Here is an 18,874-nt window from a genome sequence, read left to right on the forward strand (position 1 = left end):
CGTTGCCGCCGCGGAAGCCTTTCTCATATCTGGACAATCTGAGAATCGCACTTCCTCGAATCACTGTCAAGCGTCTTCGGCATCCTTTTGGGTGGTAGGTTTCTTTTGCCTTGAAAAAAGGTGAGGGACATGGAGCCTCAATATATATCGACGCCCTTTGGGCGGCGATCGATGACACGTGGCATGCTGGCAAGTCAGGAAAGCGCCAGCAAGGTCGATCCGGATGCGTCAGTCGACAAGTGGAAGATTTTTCGCGCGCTCTGCGAAGCAAAGGACATGGTCGGCGTATCCGACCGTGCCCTGGCTGTTCTCAACGCGCTGTTGACTTTCTATCCGAAGAACGAGATTGCCGAGGCCAACGGTTTCGTTGTCTTTCCGTCAAACGAGCAGCTGTCGCTTCGCACGCACGGCATGGCTGGTACGACGTTGCGGCGGAACCTGGCGATGCTGGTGGAAGCCGGCCTGATCATCCGGCGGGATAGCCCGAACGGGAAGCGTTTTGCCCGCCGCAATGGCGAGGGCGGGCTTGGTGAGGCCTATGGCTTCAGCCTGGCGCCGCTCCTGGTGCGCGCTCGCGAGATCGAGGCGCAGGCGGCTCAGGTGATGGCCGCTAAGCTCGAATGGAAGCGCCTGAGGGAGCGGCTGACACTTTGCCGGCGTGACATCACCAAGCTCATCGAGATCGCGCTGGAAGAGGAAATTGCCGGCGAATGGATCGAGATGCAGAAGCATTTCAATCTGCTTTCCGCAAGCCTGCCGCGGCGCCCGTCGACTGCCGAGATGGAAAGCCTGCTGGCCGATCTCGAAGCTTTCCGGGAATTGATCGTCAAGACGCTGGAATCGAAGTCGAAAACAGAAAAAACAGACGCCAATGATAGCCAGAACGGTCGGCACATACATAATTCAAACCCACACCTTATATCTGAACTTGAACCAAGCTTCGAGACGAAGCAGGGCGCAAAGCCGGAGGAAGAACCGCAGCCGTGGCGGGAGCCGCCGAAATCCTTCCCCCTTGCCATGGTGCTGCAGGCGTGCCCGGAGATCATCGCTTACGGACCGGGCGGCGGCATTGGCAGCTGGCGCGATCTGATGGCAGCGGCCGTCATTGTCCGTTCCACTCTTGGCGTCAGCCCCAGCGCCTATCAGCTGGCCTGCGATGTCATGGGGCCGGAAAACGCCGCCACGGTGATTGCCTGCATCCTGGAAAGGGGCGGACATATCAACTCGGCCGGCGGCTACCTGCGCGACCTGACGCGACGGGCGGAGCGCGGCGAATTCTCGCTCGGACCGATGCTGATGGCGCTGATGCGGGCAAATGGTCCGACAGCGAGGAAAACCGGATGACCGCCAATGAAAAAGCTTCGCGCCAGCTCAGACGGTTAGAAGGATATGAAGCCGGTCGATCAGCCAGCTAATCGGCTTCTTTCCCTCCAGTTTTGTTGAAATACACTGTTAACCATGTCATACATGGCGGAAGGAAACCCGTATTTTGCTTCCATTTGTGAAAAACCGTAAAGCTTAACAATGCGCTACGATATCGACGGTGCAATGCTTCAAACCCTGCTTCCAGCCCTTACCGCGGCGGAGGATGCAGTGGCGCGGCTGGACGAACGGGTGTTGCGCTCGCCGGTCGGCGAGGGATTTGCCGAACGCGGCCATTTCTTCGACGCTGTCGGCGCGCTCTGGGTGGCCGGCGAACTCGTGCATGTCGAGGATCTCGTTTTGCATGATGCACATATGGATAGCCGCGCTCCCACCCACGAACTGACGATCGCCCATTCTGTGCTGCGAGCACGTCGGCGCATCTGGACCGGCGACCCTTCCTGGGCACTTGGCGTCTCGGGCCTTGCAACGCTGACTGCGACCGGCGGGGAAGGGGAGGGGAAAGCGCAGGAAGTGAAGAACCTGGCAGTTCCGCTCGAGACCGACGGAGAGGGCGAGGATGAGGACGGGCCGCTTGCTGCCGAGATGGCGGAGATCGATGCGCTTCTTGCCCGCTCGCAGAAGCTGCTCGACGTTCATACAGGGAAAACGCCGGCAAGCGAGACAGCCGCCGTTACTCCGGCAAGACGCAACGAAGACCCTCTCGGTTTGCTCGGTGACGACGAGTGGGACGAAGAACAGCGGCTTGCGGAGTGGCGAAGCGTCCAGCCATTGGCCGACAGCTTGCCGCCGGTGCTCGGCGCTATCATCCTCTTCGAAGCCTGGGAAAGGATCGAGCCGTTGCGGCGTCAGCACTGGCTCGGCGGTCTTCTGGTCGCAAGCCATCTACGGGCCCGCGGCAAGGTCGCCTCGCATCTGTTTTCTTTCTACGGCGGGCTGAAGCTGGTGCGCCATGAGCGTCGTCGGGCACGCGATCGCGTCACGCGGCTGCAAGCCTTTCTGGAGGCGATGCATCTGGGTGCTGTGGCCGGCCTCAAGGAACTCGATCGCTTGTCGCTGGCGCGTACGCAGATGGAGCTGCGCTTTCGCGGCCGCCGTTCGAACAGCAGTCTCCCGGAGCTTGCCGATTTCATCCTGTCGCGGCCGATGGTCTCGGCGGCGATGATTGCCCGTCATCTGCGCATCACACCGCGCGGCGCGCTCAACCTCGTCAACGAGATCGGCATTCGTGAAATCACCGGTCGCGGCCGCTATCGCGCCTGGGGTATCATCTAGCGAATAACCCCGAAATCCGGTTTCGATTTTCGGACAGGATTATGCGGCGATTCAAAGTGATAGAGCGTCCTTCGCGCGTCTGAAAAGACGCGCGGCGCTCCAATGCATGTCGCCCAAATGTGCGCAGCGGTTTTGATTCCGATTTGACGCGATGCGCCTTAAACGAAAACGGCCGGGCGTTGGCCCGGCCGTTTCGCTATGGTGAGCACCCAGTCCGCCATCCTGTCACAGACTGCAGACCAGGCGCCCTTGCGCTTCCATTGCCCCCAGAAGCGCAGTCCTATTCCCGCTCGCCCGTGAAGTTGAGCAGAAGCTGGAAGATGTTGACGAAGTTCAGGTAGAGCGAGAGCGCACCGAAGACGGCAAGCTTCTGGTTCGATTCCTGATCAAAGTTTTCCGAATACTGTTCCTTGATGTTCTGCGTGTCGTAAGCGGTGAGACCGACGAAGACGACGATGCCGATCACCGAGATCGCGAACTGCAGCGCGCTCGAACCCAGGAAGATGTTGACGACCGAGGCGATGATGACGCCGAAGAGGCCCATCATCAGGAACGAGCCCATGCGCGAGAGATCACGCTTCGTCGCATAGCCGTAGAGGCTGGTGGCGCCGAACATCGTGGCGGTGATGAAGAAGGTCCGTGCGATGCTCGCCCCGGTGAAGACCAGGAAGACGGAAGCGAGCGACAGGCCCATCACGGCGCAGAAGGCCCAGAAGGTGATCTGGGCGGTGCTGGTCGACATCGTCTGGATCTTGAACGAGAAGAAGAAGACGAAGGCGAGCGGGGCAAGCATCACCACCCACTTCAGCGGCGAGCCGAAGATCGGGACGTAGAGTGCCGGCGTCGAGCCGACGACAAAGGCGACGAGGCCTGTGATGACGAGGCCGAGAGCCATATAGTTGTAGACGCGCAGCATATGCTGACGCAGGCCTTCGTCGAAGAGGGCCTGGGAGCCGGCGACGGCGCCGTAGCGGGGATTGATCGGGTTCATGCTGATCTCCTCGGTTTGAATTAATAGAGCGAGCGGGCGAGCCGTTCGGCCGCCTGGTCGAGATTGAGACCGCTATCGTCGGCGATCAGCGCATAAGCGACCTCGCCGATCTGCCAATAGGCGGCTTCTGCTTTTTCCAGCGTCAGATGGTTGACCGGCTTGACCTCGAAGGCACCCGGACGGACGGCGAAAAGCGATAGTCGCTTTCCGTCTGCTTGTTCGATCGCCATCTCGACGCTGGGGCCGAATTCGGACGGGAAGATCTGCACGTCGGCGACCTTCCAATCTCCAGGCAGTTCGGGCATCACGATCGCGGTGGCGGCGCGAATATCGTCGGCGCTATAGGTGGCCGGCGTCTGCGGAGGCATCGATTGGCGCAGGGCCGCGGTCTGATAGGCGCGCATGGCATCCTCGACATAGGCGGGTGCCGGAACCGATGCCACCACCTCAGTCGCCGAGAAGGCGCCGAAGGAATTGTGCGCCACCCAGCCGGCGGCAATTAGAATGCCGACGGCGGCAATGCGCTGCATCGAATGGAAGATGCGGCCATAGGAAAGGCCACGTTCCAGCCGGCGGGCCGCATCGCGGGTCTCGGGGCGGCCGAAGGCACTTTCGCCGGCAAGCGCCAGACGCAGTTCGCCCTTGACGCTGAGGTCGGCCATGACCTTGGCGGCAATCGCCGGATTCTCGGAGAGAAAGGATTCCACCTGGATGCGACGGGCGACGTCGAGTTCGCCATCGACATAGGCGTCGAGATCGGCATCGAGGATCGGATCAATTGCTTTCATTGCCGTTCCCTCCGATGATTCTCAGATGCGAAACCCGCGGCGTCTTCTCCTCGAATTCGCGCAGTTGAGCGCGCGCGCGGGAGATGCGCGACATCAGCGTCCCCACAGGTATGCCGAGCGCCTGGGCGGCTTCCTGATAGGAAAGGTCTTCGATCGCAACGAGATGCAGCGCCTCGCGCTGTTCCTCCGGCAGGTCGAAGAAGGCGTCGCGCACCTGCTGCAGGCGCACGGCATGTTCCTGGCCGGCCGGCAGCGACTGCTCGGCTTCGACAGCCGCTTCATCGTGACGGCGCGTCAGCGACCGGTTCCGGCGAAGACGATCGATATGGGCATTGTGCAGGATGGAGAGCAGCCAGGTGCGCAGGTTGCCGCCGCTGCGGAAGCTCTTTCGCTTCTCGAAGGCGCGCACCAGCGCATCATGCACCAGATCCTCCGCCTCGTCCGAATTGCGCACCAGCGAGCGAGCGTAGCGCCTCAGCGCTGCAAGCTGTCCGATGACGTCGAAGGGGCGTTCTCTGCGTTCCATGATTGAGTATACGCAATTGCGGCGGGTTTTATTCCCGGCGGATGTAAAAAAATCATCCGGACCGAAGACCGTCGCCGGATCATCATCAAAATAGTCTTCTCAAGCGGACAGGCGCCTCAAATCCGCGATTGTTTATGACAATTACATGACAGATCATGACGCCGCTGATTTGCAGGGGACAATCAAGAATGAAGGAAAAAAAGCGGGTCTACGAAGCTCTCGTGGACGGCGCCATGGAAGGGCTGACGGATGAGGCGCTCTATGATTTCGTCAAGGCGCGTTGTCCGAAGGCTACCAGCAAGAAGATCGTCCGGGCCTCGCTTCTCGCCCTGATGGATCCGCATCTCAGGGACCGCAATATTCTCGACGTGATCTATGCGCTGGCGATCAAGCATCGGCTGGATGATGGCGTGCTGGACGACGGCGAAGACGAGGAGCCCGACGAGCGAGGACAATCGTCGCAGGCGGCCAACCAGAACTTGCCACAGCTTTCCTGATGCAGATCCCTGAAATGGTCAGCCGCCGTCGGAAAGCTCTTCGAGGATCGGACAGTCCGGCCTGTCGTTGCCGTGACAGGCATGCACGAGGTGCTCCAGCGTCCGGCGCAATTCCGTCAGTTCGCGGATCTTGCGGTCGACCTCGGCAAGTTTGGTCTCAGCAATATCCTTGACGTCCGCGCTCGCCCGGTCCTTGTCCTCGTAGAGCGCCAGCAATTGCCGGCATTCTTCGACGGAAAAGCCGAGGCCGCGCGAGCGCTGCAGGAAGCGCAGTTTGTGGATATCGGTTGCGGCATAGTCGCGATAGCCGTTTCCGCCCCTGTCGGGGCGGATGAGGCCGATATCCTCGTAATAGCGGATGGTCTTGGAAGGCAGGCCGGAGCGTTCCGATGCTTCGCCGATATTCATCGCCGTCTCCTATAGTTTTGCAAAGCGCAGTCTGAGCGCATTTGATATGACCGAAACGGACGAGAGGCTCATCGCTGCCGCGGCGATCATCGGCGACAGCAGCAGCCCGAAGATCGGATAGAGCAGGCCCGCCGCAACCGGCACGCCGAGCGCATTATAGCCGAAGGCGAAGCCGAGATTCTGGCGGATGTTTCGCATCGTCGCCTCCGCCAGCCGCCGCGCCCTGACGATGCCGTTCAAATCGCCCTTTACCAATGTGATGCCGGCGCTTTCCATCGCGACGTCGGCGCCGGTACCCATGGCGATGCCGACATCGGCGGCGGCAAGCGCCGGCGCGTCGTTGACGCCGTCACCGGCCATGGCGATGATGGCGCCCTTGGCACGCAACTCGTCGATCAGCGCCTTTTTGCCTTCCGGAAGCATATCGGCGCGCACCTCGTCGATGCCGAGGCTTTTTGCCACCGCACGTGCCGTGCGCTCGTTGTCGCCCGTCGCCATGATGATCTTCAATCCGCTGTCGTGCAGCGCCTTGATGGCGGCCGCTGTCGTCGGCTTGATACGGTCGGCGACGGCGACGAGACCGGCAATCGCGCCGTCGATCACCACGAACATCACCGTCTTGCCTTCGCCGCGCAGGGCTTCGGTCTTCTCGGCAAGTGCTGCCGGATCGATGCCGAGATCGGCGAGCATCGCCGAATTGCCAAGCGCCACAGACGTGCCGCCGGCAAGGCCCTGAACGCCCTTGCCGGTCTTTGCCTCGAAACCGGTGACCTCGACGAAGGGGATGCCGCGCTCCTCGGCGCCGGAAACGATCGCTTCGGCCAGCGGATGTTCGGAGCCGCGCTCCAGGCTTGCCGCCAGCGACAGTAGTCGGTCTTCCCCGACGCCACCGAAGGCGACGACGTCGGTAAGCTTCGGCTTGCCTTCGGTCAACGTGCCGGTCTTGTCGACGATCAGCGTGCCGACCTTGGAAAAGCGCTCCAGCGCTTCGGCGTCCTTGATCAGCACGCCTTCCTGCGCGCCGCGCCCGGTGGCGATCATGATCGACATCGGCGTCGCAAGGCCAAGCGCACAGGGGCAGGCGATGATGAGAACGGCAACGGCGGCAAGCAGGCCATTTGCCATGCGTGGTTCCGGCCCGATCGCGGCCCAGACGAGGAAGGCAAGCACGGCAGCGGCGACCACCGCCGGCACGAAGACGGCCGACACCCGATCGACCGCGCCCTGGATCGGCGCGCGCGAGCGTTGCGCCTTGGCGACCATGTCGACGATGCGTGACAGCACCATGTCGGCGCCGACTTTCTCGGCGGCCATGACGAAGGTGCCGTTCTTGTTGATCGTGCCGCCGGTCAGCGGGTCGCCCTTCGACTTCTCCAGGGGCAGGGGCTCACCAGTGATCATCGATTCATCGACGGTCGATTGGCCTTCGAGGACGGAGCCATCCACCGGCACCCGCTCGCCGGGGCGCACGCGCAGTCGGTCGCCGGTCTGGATATCGTCCACCGGCACGTCGCTCTCGCTGCCCTGGGCATCGATGCGCCGCGCCGTCTTCGGCGCAAGGTCGAGAAGAGCGCGGATTGCCGAGCCGGTGCGTTCGCGCGCTTTCAGTTCCAGCACCTGGCCGACGAAGACGAGCGCGACGATGACGGCGGCCGCCTCGAAATAGACGGGCACGGCCGCACCGTGGCCATGGAAGCTCATCGGGAAGATGCCGGGCGCAAGCGTGGCGACGACGCTGTAGAGATAGGCGGTGCCGACGCCGAGACCGATCAGCGTCCACATGTTCGGGCTGCGGTTGACGAGGGACGCCCATGCGCGGCGGAAGAAGGGCAGGGCTGCCCAGAGCACCACCGGTGTTGCCAGCAGCAGTTCGATGTAGGTCGCTTGCGGCTCGCCGATCGTTTCGCGAAGCGGCAGGCCGAACATCGGCCCCATGCTCAGCGCCAGTAGCGGCACGGCAAGCACGGCGCTGACCCAGAGCCGCCTGCTAAAATCCACGAGTTCCGGGTTCGGGCCTTCATCAGCAGGCGGAATGCCCGTCGGCTCCAGCGCCATGCCGCATTTCGGGCAATCCCCCGGACGATCGCTGACGACCTCAGGATGCATCGGGCAGGTATAAAGCGTTCCCTTGGGTGCCGGCTTTGCCGGCGGGCGGCCGCCGTCGCGATAGGCTGCGGGGTCGGCTTCGAACTTCGCCTGGCAGGCGGCGGAGCAGAAATAGAATTTCTCGCCTTCGTGCTTCAGAAAATGTTTCGCCGTGGAGCGATCGACGGTCATGCCGCAGACGGGATCCTTAGCGGCGAGGTAATCCTCAGGTGCCGCCGCAAACTTCGTCAGGCAGCCCTGCGAGCAGAAATGATAGGTGTGGCCGTCATGGTCGAGCGAGGGCTTGCCGGCCTGCGGATCGACGGTCATGCCGCAGACAGGATCACGGGTCATTGCGCTTGCAGCCTTTTCGGGTTCATGGCCGCAATGGCAATGGTCGTCGCCATCGGCGTGACTGTGATGGTGATCGTGTTCGTGCTTGATATCCATGACTATCTCCTGTGCCCGGAGAGGGCACTTGGATAGGCTTATCAACCTTCCAGCAACTGGAAGGTCAAGCACTATTTTCATGGACGAGATTTTTGCGGCGGCTGATCCTCAGATCGGGGTGATCAGCCCGACCGGCTGGCTCCCGAGCAGGGTGGCGAGCGAAATGCTTCCTCCCGGCTCGATCGTCTTTCCGGTCACCAGATCGGCCTTCAGCCCGTGAAGCGGGGAGGGGACGGCAATCGCCGTATCCTCCCAGAATTCCTGACCGGCAAAGAGCACGCCCGGATCGAGCCAGCCGAACATCAGCCGTGGCGCCACGACGATTGCGAAATCACCCTTATGCACCCGGGCAAAAGCAAGCACATGGTCGCGCCGGTTGCCCGTCACCTTCAGCGGCAGATAGTCGCCTCCGGCAAAGAGGTCTGCTTGCCGCTGGCGCAGCTGCAGGCCGATCCCGACGAGGCGCTGTTTCAACGCCGCCGCCTGCAGCTTGGCGATCGGCCCGGATTCATCAAGCCATTCCTTCAGCCGCTGATGATCGACCGGCCGGCGGTTGTCGGGATCGACGAGGCTGAAATCGAAGCCCTCCGCACCCTGATAGATATCGGGAATGCCGGGGGCCGTCAGCTTGAGCAGCGTCTGTGACAGGCTGTTGAGGTAACCCGCAGCGATGAAAGGCTGCAGCACCCTTTCGAAATCCTCGAGGAAGACGTCATTGTCAGGCGAAACCAGCGCCGCGGCATAGGTGGTGACCGCTTCCTCGTAAGCGGCATCCTGTTCTGTCCAGCCGCTGCGCAGTTTCGCCTCGCGCGCGGCCTTGACCGCATAATCGGTGAAGCGTTTTCGGAGTTCTTCCGTGTGTACTCGGTCAAAATCCTCCGGCCAGATGCCGGCCAGAGCCTGATAGAGCATCCATTCGACATTCGGCTCCGGCGCTGCGCCCTCCGGCAGATCCTTCAGCCACGGCCGGTTCATGTCGCGCCAACGCTCGACCGCCTGTGCAAAAACATCCGCGCCCTCGCTCAACGCATAAAGCCTTGAGCGCGCATCCTCGCCGCGTTTGGTGTCGTGGGTGGCGCTTGCCGAAAGGCCATGCGGCTGCAGCCGCGCCCGTTCGGCCATGCGACGGTGGAATTCCTCCGGGCCGCCCGGCGCCTTGCCCGGTTCACCGCCCACTTCGTTGGCGGCAAGCAGCCTGTTGTAGCGGTAGAACAGCGTATCCTCCGTCGCCTTCGCCATCACCGGCCCGCTCAATTGCTGGAAGCGGATGCGGAACTCGTGGGCCGCGTCACCTTCGACCTTGCCTTCGAGAAGCTTCAGCACATGGTCGCATGCACCCCGATCATCGAGCTGCGCCATGGCTTGCGAGGCGGTCGCCGCAAGGACCGATGAATCCTGCCAGGAAAGCGGGCCGCCGTCGCCATAGGTGCGGTAGACGGGAAAGGCGATCAGCAACTCGCTGAGCGCGGTGGCGATCTCGTCTCTTTTTAGCTCGGGAAATATGCCTGCCGCGATCGACACCAGCCTGTCGGTCTCGCCGGCGAAATTGCGTTCGACCATCAGTTGCTTGGCAATTCTGCGGCCCGCCTCAAGGTCACCCGTCTCGCCGGCGAGAGCGCGATAGGCATCGTCCAATATGCGTAAACCACCGCCGTCGATGAACAGCTCGCTGAGCGCGGCGATGAATTCATATCCCGTGGTGCCGGCGACCGGCCAGCTCTCCGGCAGGACCTCGCTGGCCCCGAGGATCTTTTCGACGACGATATAGGTGTCCGGTCCGACCGCCTCCCGCAACCTGTCGAGATAGGCCGTAGGCTCGGCGAGCCCGTCGACATGGTCGATGCGCAGGCCCTGCACCTTGCCATGGCGCACCAGCTCGATCGCCAGCCGGTGCATGTCTTCGAACACAGTCGGATCTTCGACCCGGATGCCGACCAGTCCGGTCACCTCGAAAAAGCGGCGATAGCTCAGATGTCGTGCAGCCTCCTTCCAATGGGTCAGTCGCCAGTGCTGCCCCTCATGCAGGTTTCTGACGAAATCGCGATCGGCCGAAAGGACATCGAGTTTTTGCCGCAGGGCTGCCCGATCGCCACCTTCGAAGAGGATGTCACGCATCGCGCGGTTGAAATTCTCGCCCGAGGTGACGGCTCCAGCCTCCACCATTCTGGTGGCAACCGGATCGTCGAGCCGATTTGCGATCGCTCCGTAACTCGCAGGGTTCAGCGGCAACAGCGTTTCGAAATAACCGAAGGCGAAATTGCCGTGCGTTTCGTCGACCGTGATGCGTAGTTCGCCGTCGGCCAGTGCTCCCTCGAAATCCTGGCCGAGCTGCGGCAGGGTCAGCGGTTCGCTCCAGTCGATGTCGAAGTGCCTGGCATAGGCGCTTTGCCGGCCAAACGCCAGAACGTCGCGCCACCAGCCGTTTTCCGGCGAGGCTGCCATGTGGTTCGGGACGATGTCGAGGATCAGTCCCATGCCCGCCGAGGCAAGGCCTTCCGTCAGCCGCTCGAATCCGGCCCGGCCGCCGAGCGCCGGGTCGATCTCGTTGGCGTCCGTGACGTCATAGCCGTGGGTCGAGCCGCTGACGGCGGTGAAGATCGGAGAGGCGTAAAGGTGGCTGATGCCGAGCGTCTTGAGGTAGGGGACGAGGTCGCAGGCGCGATCGAAGGTCATGCCGTTGCGGAATTGTATCCGGTAGGTCGCTGTCGGGAGTGTCATGAGGCCGCTGATGTTGGAAGGAGACCCACCCGAACGGTTGCGGCCGGGTTTTTGTTCCCTTGCAGCGCCGCGCGTCCCTTTAGACGCGTATAGGTCGCTAAAACATTTGGAGTCGGGACATCGTGCGTTCGGAAGTTCTAGTCGATGAAAACGCCGACGCTTGCGGCGCGTCCGGCCGAGTCGATGACGGTCAGTTTCGAATAGCCGCCGCCATCGGGCAGCCATTGCTGAATGCGCCGGCGGGAGAGATCGGGCAGCGGCTTGCCGTTGGCAAGCCAGCGGAAGGGGGCTCGGCCGCCCTGGAGCTTCAGCATCAGCGGTGACAGGTTGCCTTGCCCAGCGCCGAGATCTACATGCGCGCCCTCGGGCGGATAGATGATCTCAGGCGCGGCCTCGCGGCCGGAGGCAAGCAGGCCGCTGGCATTGAGAGCAAAACGTCGCTGACTGATCGGCAGCTCGGACTGGGCGATGCGCACGGCGCCTGCAGGCGGACGGGGCAGCGGCGTCGTCGCGATGCCGGACTTGGCGAAAGCTTCAAAGAGGATGGGCGCGGCGGTGCCATAACCGGTCAATCCCGGCACGGCGCTATTGTCGGGCCGCCCGACCCAGACGCCGAGCACATAACGGCCATCATAGCCGACCGACCAGGCGTCGCGGTAGCCGTAGCTGGTGCCGGTCTTGTAGGCGATGCCGCGCTGCGGCGCGCCGGCCGGCGGAATGACACCGGAGAGAATATCGGCGACGTTCCAGACCGCGACCGGCTCCAGCAGCGGTTCGCCGTCGAGCTTGCTCGGTGCGCCGGTAACGCCGTCGCCGAGCCTTGCCGGCTGGCCGCGATTGGCGAGCGCCGTATAGAGTTGCACTAGATCCTTCAGAGTGATGCCGACGCCGCCAAGACCGATCGCAAGCCCCGGCGTCTCGTTCGGCGGCAGGACCGGGCGCACCTCGGCGCGGCGGAAGCGCACCATCAGCCGCGACGGCCCGACGGCATCGAGCAGCTTGACGGCCGGCACGTTCAGCGAAAGCTGCAGCGCCTCGCGCACGGTGACGTCGCCCTGGTAGCTCATGTCGAAATTGCGTGGCCGGTAGCCGAAAAAATCGGCGGGTCGGTCTTCGATGATCGTCTCCTGGGACACCAGGCCCTGTTCGAAGGCGAGCCCGTAGATGAAGGGCTTCAGCGTCGAGCCCGGCGAGCGATTGACGCGCGTCATGTCGATCCAGCCGGAGCGGCTGGCATCGAAATAATCGGCCGAGCCGACCTCGCCGACGATCGCGCCGGTTTGCGCATCCGCCATTATCATGGCGAGCGAAAGCTTCGGCCCGAGCTTCATGGCCGCTGCCCGCGCAACCGCCTCCAGCCCCTGCTGCACCTGCTTCTTCAGCGTCGTCTGATGCTTGAGGACATCAGGCTCCTTGCGCAGTGCTGACTCGGCGACATGGGCGGCAAGTGCGGGCAACTGCATGCGCCGCGACGGCACTGCAACGCCTTCAGCTCGCTCCGCTTCGCCGTCGCCAACGGCTCGAGCGACCGCCACGCGGTCGAGCACACGTTTGCGGGCGGCCTCGGCTGCCTTGAGATTGCGGTCTGGCCGGCGCCGTTCCGGCAATTGCGGCAGGGCGACGAGCAGCGCCGCCTCGGCGACCGTCAGACGGCGCGGTTCCTTGCCGAAATAGGCAAGGCTTGCGGCGCGCACGCCTTCCAGATTGCCGCCATAGGGCGCATGCGTCAGATAAAGGTCGAGGATCTCCTGCTTCGACAGCCGCCGCTCGATCTGCACGGCGCGCACCAATTGCAAGAGCTTTGCCGAAAGCGAGCGCCCGTCGCGCGGCTCAATCAGCCGCGCCACCTGCATTGACAGCGTCGAGGCGCCGGAGACGATGCGGCCGTTGCTGACCAATTGCATGGCGGCTCGCCCGAGCGCGAAGGGGTCGACGCCGCTATGGTCGTAGAAACGCTGGTCCTCATAGGCGATCAACATGCGCAGGAATTGCGGATCGACCTCGGGGACCGTTGTCTTCAGCCGCCAGCGGCCTTCCGACGTCGCAAAGGCACGCAACAATTGCCCATCGGCATCCAGCACTTCGGCGGACACGGCATTCGCCCCGGCGAGCGGCGGCGGAAAGGCTTTGTCAGCGGCATCGAGCGCAAAGAGAACCGCACTGGCAAGAACGATGCCGGCGGCCGACCCGATCGCAAACTTGTGCCTCCGCCTCATGGTTGAGCCGTCACGACCTCCATCTTGCCTGTTGCCGTGCGGGCAGAAAGCTCCGGCCGGTACATATCCTCGACGTTTGCGGCGGGATGGTCGTAGGTGCCGGGGGTGACGGCGCGCACGACATAGGCGACGTTGAATTCGCGGTTGTCGCCTGCCGCGCGGTTGAAGGCGGCGACGAAGCGATCGTAGCGGAATTCGGTATGGGCAGCGGAAATCTCGCCGATCCAGTCGAAATTCGTCATCTGGGCGCTGTCGACAAGGTTAGGATTGTCGATCTCGAAGCCGGCGGGCAGAAGGTCGGTGATGACGATGCGCGACGGCCAGTCATTGGTTTCACGCACATGGATGACGACGACATAGCGTTCATTCTGCTTTGCCTCGCTGACATTCGCCTGCTCGCCGTCGAGCGTGTAATAGGTCCGCTCGATGGTGAAGCCGTCGCCGCCGGCCGGCAGCGGCACTGTCGGGGCGGCAACGGTGGTGACCACAGCCGAAACCGCGTCGTTGGTCTGGTTGGTCAGCGTCAGCGGATGGTCGGCCAGCGCATCGCCGGTCATGCGTGCCATGTAGGCACCGGTGTGCGCGGCCCCATTGACATCGACCTTCAGGCCATCGTCACCGCCCTGGATGGCGCGCGCGGCAAGCAGCATCCAGGTTTCTTCCTGCGTGCTCTTGTATTTGCTGCGCTCCCATTCCTTGCCGACCGCCTTGGCGAGTTCCGGGATGACGGGTGGTACCGGCCGGCTTTCGGCAGCGAGCGCCAGGATCGCCGCACCATCGCGCAGGATCGTGCCATAGTCGGTGCGCGACAGGTTCACGCGCGACACCATCGATTGCTCCGACATCTGCAGCGCGTCGAGGAAGATATTCTTCGAACGCTGCGCATCGCCGTAAAGCGCCAGCGCGGCGGCGATATGCGCCTTGGCGAGCGGCGTCGGGAAGTCGTTGATCATCGTATCGGCATAGTAGCGCAGATCGCTGATCGCAGCCTTCTTGTTGCGGGCAAGGACGTAGATGGCATAGGCGATCTGGTCGCCCTGGCCCTTGATGTCGGTGGTGTAGGACAAGGTGTTCTGCAGGTTTTCGAGCGCCTGCACGAAAGCCCTTTCCGGCACGTCGTATTTCATTTCGCGGGCCCGCGTCAGGAAATCGGTGACGTAGGAATCGAGCCAGACATCACCCGAATCCGGTCCCCAGAGACCGAAGCTGCCGGCCGAGGCCTGATAGGAGAGCACGCGGTAGATCGCATCCTGCACGCGCTTCTTCACATCATCGTCACTTTCCATGCCCGCCTGCTTCGCCACTTCGGCGAGGTAAAGCAGCGGCAGCGCCCGGCTGGTGGTCTGCTCGGCGCAGCCGAAGGGATAGCGGTCGAGCGTCATCAGCAGGGCTGGAATATCGAAGGCGGCCGAACGGGTGACGTTGACGCTGATCGAGGCTCCGGGCAGCACGCTATCGGCCAGCAGGTTCTTGTCGACGGTGAGTTTTGCCCCCGGCTTCAGCGCCAGCACCCTGCGTTCGGTGATCGGCAAGGAGGACGGGCGCACCGGCACGTCGACCGTCTGGTCGAGCGAAAGGCCGGAAGCGTCGGAAAGGTTGATCGAGACGCTGCCGGCGCCCGGCTGTCTACCGATGAGCGAAAGCGTCAACTCGGATTTCGCGCCGGCCTCGAGGCGGATCGTCTGCGAGGCGGACGCTTCGTCGATGCCAACCGCATTATTGCCGGTCAGCTGCAGCTTGTAGTCGCCGGCCGGTGCATCGGTGTTGGCGATGTCGAGGCGCAGATTGGCCTTGTCGCCGGGGGAGAGGAACTTCGGCAGGCTGGCGGTCACCACGACTGGATCGCGGATGATGACATCCTTGACGCCGTGGCCGACGCCTGATTTCGACCAGGCGACTGCCATGACGCGCGCCGTGCCGTTGAATTGCGGGATGTCGAAGGAGACATTGGCCTTGCCTTCGGCGTCGAGCTTCACCGGCCCGGAGAAGAAGGCGACAAGCTTCTGCGTCGGCGGGCTTGCCTGCAGCGCGATGGCGCCGCCATCGCCGCCGGTCCTGAGCTTGCCGGTCGCACCCAGTGAGCCGTCGATCAGGCGGCCATAGAGGTCGCGGATTTCGAGGCCGAGCTGGCGCTGGCCGAAATACCAGTCCTCCGGGTTCGGCGGTTCGTAGCGCGTCAGGTTGAGAATGCCGACATCGACGGCAGCAACCGTCACATAGGCATCCTCGTTGGCGCCGGCGCCCGCCACCTGCAGGCTGATATTCAACGGTCCGCGCGGCAGCATCTTTTCGGGCGTGTCGAGCGTCACCTGCAGCGCGCGCTGTTCGGGATCGACTTTCAGCCATTTGATGCCGATCGAGCGCATCGGCATATGGCTGTCTTGGGCGTCGCCGGGGCGGAAGAGCGTGGCGGTCACATAGGCGCCAGCACCCCAATCAGCAGTGACGGGGATGTCGACCTCGCCGCCGGTCTCGCCGATCGTGGCGTTCTGTACGGCAACCAGCTTTTCCGTTCCTGATGTAACCATCAGCTCGCCGCCATAGCGCGAGGTGACTTTCAGCTTGGCCGTTTCGCCGATCTTGTAGCTGTCCTTGTCGAGGGCGATCTCAAGCCCGTCGGGCGTTTCGGTCGAGGTCGAGGTCACGAACCAGCCGGCGTCGAATTCGACGCTGGAGGTCGGCCCGTCGGCATCGGGGCTTTCCACTTCGAGGCGATAGCGGCCCCAGGTCACCGGCACGGAGATCTTGCCGCCGTCCATGGTCGCGTCGACGCTGCCGTTGGAGACCTGCTCGGCGGTGTAGACCGGCTCGTATTTCCATGCCGTTCCCTCGCGATACCACTGATATTCGCGGTTGAGGCTGTAGAATTTCCAGCGAAGGCCCTTCGTCTCCTGCTTCTGTCCATCGGCATTGACGCCGATCACCGTGAAGTTGGCGATCGAGTTCTCCGGCAGATCGTCGGAAAATTCCGGCTTGATGCCGATCGACGCCCGCTCGTTCTTCACCGGAATGGTCAAAGTGCGCTCGATGGCACGCCCGCCCGCCTCCTGCATGCGCATATAGACGGTGGCGTTGAGCAGCTGCGTCGTTGCCGGCAGTTCGCTGATGGTGAGATCCGTCGAAGCTTCGCCGTTCTCGTCGAGTTCCGGCAGGCCGTCGATCGGCAGGCGCGAATCCTCACTCGCCTCTTCGTCGGCAAGCCCGAAGAAGAAGCCCTTATAGGCCGCACTCTCGCGTGTCGGCTTGACGACGACGTCGCCTTCGAGCGTCAGGCCGGCGGCCGGGGCGCCGTAGAGATATTTGCCTGAAACCGTGATCGTCGCCGGCGTATCCGGGCCGACTTCCTTGGCCTCGGTCTTGATCTCCATGTCGGTGCGATCGGGGACGAAATCGTCGACGAGGAAACTCTTGGTGGCGATCGCGCTGCCCTTGGGATCGGTATAGATGTTCATCGTCCAGGTGCCGCGCATGGCGTTTTCCTGGGTCGGGAAATCGATGGAGTAGCCGCCGAGATTGCTGGTCTGGCTGACGATCCGCCGGTCCTCGACACCGTCGGGACGGCTGAAGATGAAGGTGAGCGGCAGGTTCTCGATGGCGTTGCCATCGGTGTCGCGGGCAAGTGCCTGCGCATGCACCGTCTCGCCGGCGCGGTAGATGCCGCGTTCGGTAAACGTCAGCACGTCGATGGCGCCGGGTGCGGCGCGGCCCGTCACGCCGCGGTCGGAAAGGTCGAAGCCGGCGCGCGTCATGTCGAGGAAGACGTAGTCCGACGTGCTGTTCCTGGCGGTAATGACGGCAGGCGTGAGCGCCGCCGTGCCGCGGATCAGGCCGGCGGTGAAGGTGGCGCGGCCGTTTTCGTCGGTGGTGGCGGTGCCGAGCACTTCATTGTTCTTGGCAAGCAGCTGCAGCTCGACGCCTGCGATCGGCTTGGCCGAGGCGAGCGAGCGGGTGAAGACGTTGAGCCCGTCGGTGCCGGCATAGGTGGTGACGCCGATATCGGAGACCAGGAACCATTGCGTCGCCTGCGAATCCCACTCCTGCGCGGGACCGTTTGCCGAAGTTGCGGTCATCACATAGATGCCGGGCTTACGTTCGGGCAGCGCCTCGTCGACCGGGAAGCTGGTGACGATGTCCTTGTTGAGCTCGTTGGCGATGTCGATCGAGCCCTGCCAGACGAGTTCGCCGTTCTGATCCTGGATGTTCTGGGCGCTGTAGCCGTCGAGCTGGGACAGGAACTGCGAATTGGTCAAGAGCGGCGCGATGGCTCGATCGCCGATGCGGTAGAGTTTCAAGTTGGCCGAGGTCATGTTGACCGAGACGATCGGGATGCCGCGGCGCGCCGTCGAGGGCAGCACGAAGCTGTCGCCGGTGAAGCGCACCACCTGGCTGCGGTCCTTGATATAGACGTCGATGCTGACAGGTGCTTCGAGCACCTCGTCGACGGATGACGGCAGGCCGGTACGGAAGGCGATCTTGTAGGTCTGGCCATGCGTCAGCCCCTCGACGCAGATCTGCTTGTTCTTGGTTTCCAGCGCCTTCGGCGCTTCGCCGTTCAGCGTCACGAAGGGCGTGTAGTCGGTGGTTTTGACCAGCGCCTCGGAGAAGGTGACGCAGGCACGCGGCGTGGCGCTGTCGGCATCGACCGTGTGTTCGGTGACGCGGAAGCCCTGCGTCGATTTCAGCTGCAGATAGGCCGCCTGCACATCCTTGGCGCCGACGAGCGCCAGGCTCGCCTTGTAGGCGTCGAGCGCCGGGCGGTAGTTGGCATTCCGTTCCAGTGCATTGGCGAGCACGGCCAGCGCCTCGGCGCGTTTGGCGGTGGTGCGCGTCAGCTCGTAGCCGTTCAGCGCGTCGAGCACTGCCTGGCCGGTCGTGTTGCTTTCGGCGCTGCCGAGCGAGGCTGCGGCGCGGGCGGTTTCGAGCCAGAGATCGGCGTCGTCAGGCGTGATCGACAGCGCACCATGGAAAGACTTCAGCGCGTCGGCCAGATTGTTGCCGGTGAGGTCTAGGCGGGCGTTGGCCGTCAGGCTGTCGACGCCCTGGCCCTGCTGGTCGTCGGCAAGCGTGAGATTGTCCTTGAAGTCGTGGGCCTGCTGGATGAGATCGTTGCTCAGGAAGGTCAGGCGCGGCGCAGCACCTATATCCCGCTCCTGCTGGCCGGCCGTTTCGACGATCTTGCCGGCGATGGCGCCGGGGAAGGCGTTCATTGTCTTGAAATCGGATTTCAGGAAGCACCATTTCACCTTGGGATTGTAGGTGAAGGCCTTGCAGCTCTTGTCGCCGATGCAGGATGTCTTGCACTGATCGAGCGAGACATTCTGCTCGGTGCGAAGATCGAAGCCGAAGAAATCGGCGTCCTTGATCGTCTGGATGTCGCGCTTGGTGTCCGCAGCGACGGCGGGAAAGCTAATGGCGATCATGGAAAATGCGATTGTCGCGAAAGCGAAGAACGAGCGCACGGACATAGGTTCCCCCCGGAAATGCTGGCTTTGACCGGCGGGCACTGTCCTCACTCCTCGCGAGATTGTCAACTCAAG

Annotated in this window: 11 protein-coding genes; 3 read left to right on the top strand and 8 right to left on the bottom strand. The window is 63.1% G+C overall.

Annotated features, from left to right (window positions below; all coding sequences use genetic code 11):
• Positions 1-129: 129 nt before the first annotated feature.
• Together repC and A6U98_RS31505 are read left to right on the top strand one after the other, a co-directional pair.
• Positions 130-1,344, top strand: a complete 1,215-nt coding sequence (gene repC / locus A6U98_RS31500) for a plasmid replication protein RepC (RefSeq protein ID WP_064655073.1) — start codon at positions 130-132, stop codon at positions 1,342-1,344.
• Between the two features lie 180 nt (positions 1,345-1,524).
• Positions 1,525-2,658, top strand: coding sequence for an RHE_PE00001 family protein (locus A6U98_RS31505; RefSeq protein WP_064655075.1), 1,134 nt, complete (start codon positions 1,525-1,527; stop codon positions 2,656-2,658).
• A gap of 280 nt (positions 2,659-2,938) precedes the next feature.
• Here A6U98_RS31505 and A6U98_RS31510 read toward each other — a convergent pair whose 3' ends face one another.
• From A6U98_RS31510 to A6U98_RS31520, 3 genes are read right to left on the bottom strand one after another with little or no spacing between them, the layout of a single operon-like run.
• Positions 2,939-3,649 (bottom strand): Bax inhibitor-1/YccA family protein, encoded by a 711-nt coding sequence (locus tag A6U98_RS31510; RefSeq protein WP_064655077.1) that lies wholly within the window; start codon positions 3,647-3,649, stop codon positions 2,939-2,941.
• 20 nt (positions 3,650-3,669) lie between these two features.
• The gene (locus A6U98_RS31515; RefSeq protein ID WP_064655079.1) at positions 3,670-4,437 is read right to left on the bottom strand and encodes an anti-sigma factor; all 768 of its coding nucleotides are present in this window, start codon (positions 4,435-4,437) and stop codon (positions 3,670-3,672) included.
• Positions 4,424-4,963 (bottom strand): sigma-70 family RNA polymerase sigma factor, encoded by a 540-nt coding sequence (locus A6U98_RS31520; RefSeq protein ID WP_064655082.1) that lies wholly within the window; start codon positions 4,961-4,963, stop codon positions 4,424-4,426. The genes A6U98_RS31515 and A6U98_RS31520 overlap by 14 nt, the downstream gene beginning before the upstream one ends.
• 188 nt (positions 4,964-5,151) lie before the next feature.
• Here A6U98_RS31520 and A6U98_RS31525 point away from each other — a divergent pair, with 188 nt between their 5' ends.
• On the top strand, positions 5,152-5,460 hold the full coding sequence (locus A6U98_RS31525) for a hypothetical protein (RefSeq protein ID WP_064655084.1): 309 nt from the start codon (positions 5,152-5,154) through the stop codon (positions 5,458-5,460).
• 18 nt (positions 5,461-5,478) lie between these two features.
• On the opposite strand, the gene cueR is transcribed toward A6U98_RS31525, so the two are convergent.
• From cueR to A6U98_RS31550, 5 genes are all read right to left on the bottom strand, one after another.
• Entirely contained in the window at positions 5,479-5,868 is a 390-nt protein-coding gene (gene cueR, locus A6U98_RS31530; protein ID WP_064655086.1) for a Cu(I)-responsive transcriptional regulator, read from the bottom strand.
• Between the two features lie 9 nt (positions 5,869-5,877).
• Positions 5,878-8,403, bottom strand: coding sequence for a heavy metal translocating P-type ATPase (locus A6U98_RS31535; protein WP_064655088.1), 2,526 nt, complete (start codon positions 8,401-8,403; stop codon positions 5,878-5,880).
• Positions 8,404-8,511: 108 nt separating this feature from the next.
• Positions 8,512-11,121, bottom strand: coding sequence for a malto-oligosyltrehalose synthase (gene treY / locus A6U98_RS31540; RefSeq protein WP_064655090.1), 2,610 nt, complete (start codon positions 11,119-11,121; stop codon positions 8,512-8,514).
• A 137-nt stretch (positions 11,122-11,258) separates the two neighbouring features.
• On the bottom strand, positions 11,259-13,337 hold the full coding sequence (gene pbpC, locus A6U98_RS31545; RefSeq protein WP_064655092.1) for a penicillin-binding protein 1C: 2,079 nt from the start codon (positions 13,335-13,337) through the stop codon (positions 11,259-11,261).
• Positions 13,334-18,802 (bottom strand): alpha-2-macroglobulin family protein, encoded by a 5,469-nt coding sequence (locus A6U98_RS31550; RefSeq protein WP_064655094.1) that lies wholly within the window; start codon positions 18,800-18,802, stop codon positions 13,334-13,336. The genes pbpC and A6U98_RS31550 overlap by 4 nt, the downstream gene beginning before the upstream one ends.
• Between the last annotated feature and the right edge of the window lie 72 nt (positions 18,803-18,874).

The sequence above is a fragment of the Rhizobium sp. WYCCWR10014 genome, assembly GCF_001657485.1.
Lineage (GTDB): Bacteria > Pseudomonadota > Alphaproteobacteria > Rhizobiales > Rhizobiaceae > Rhizobium.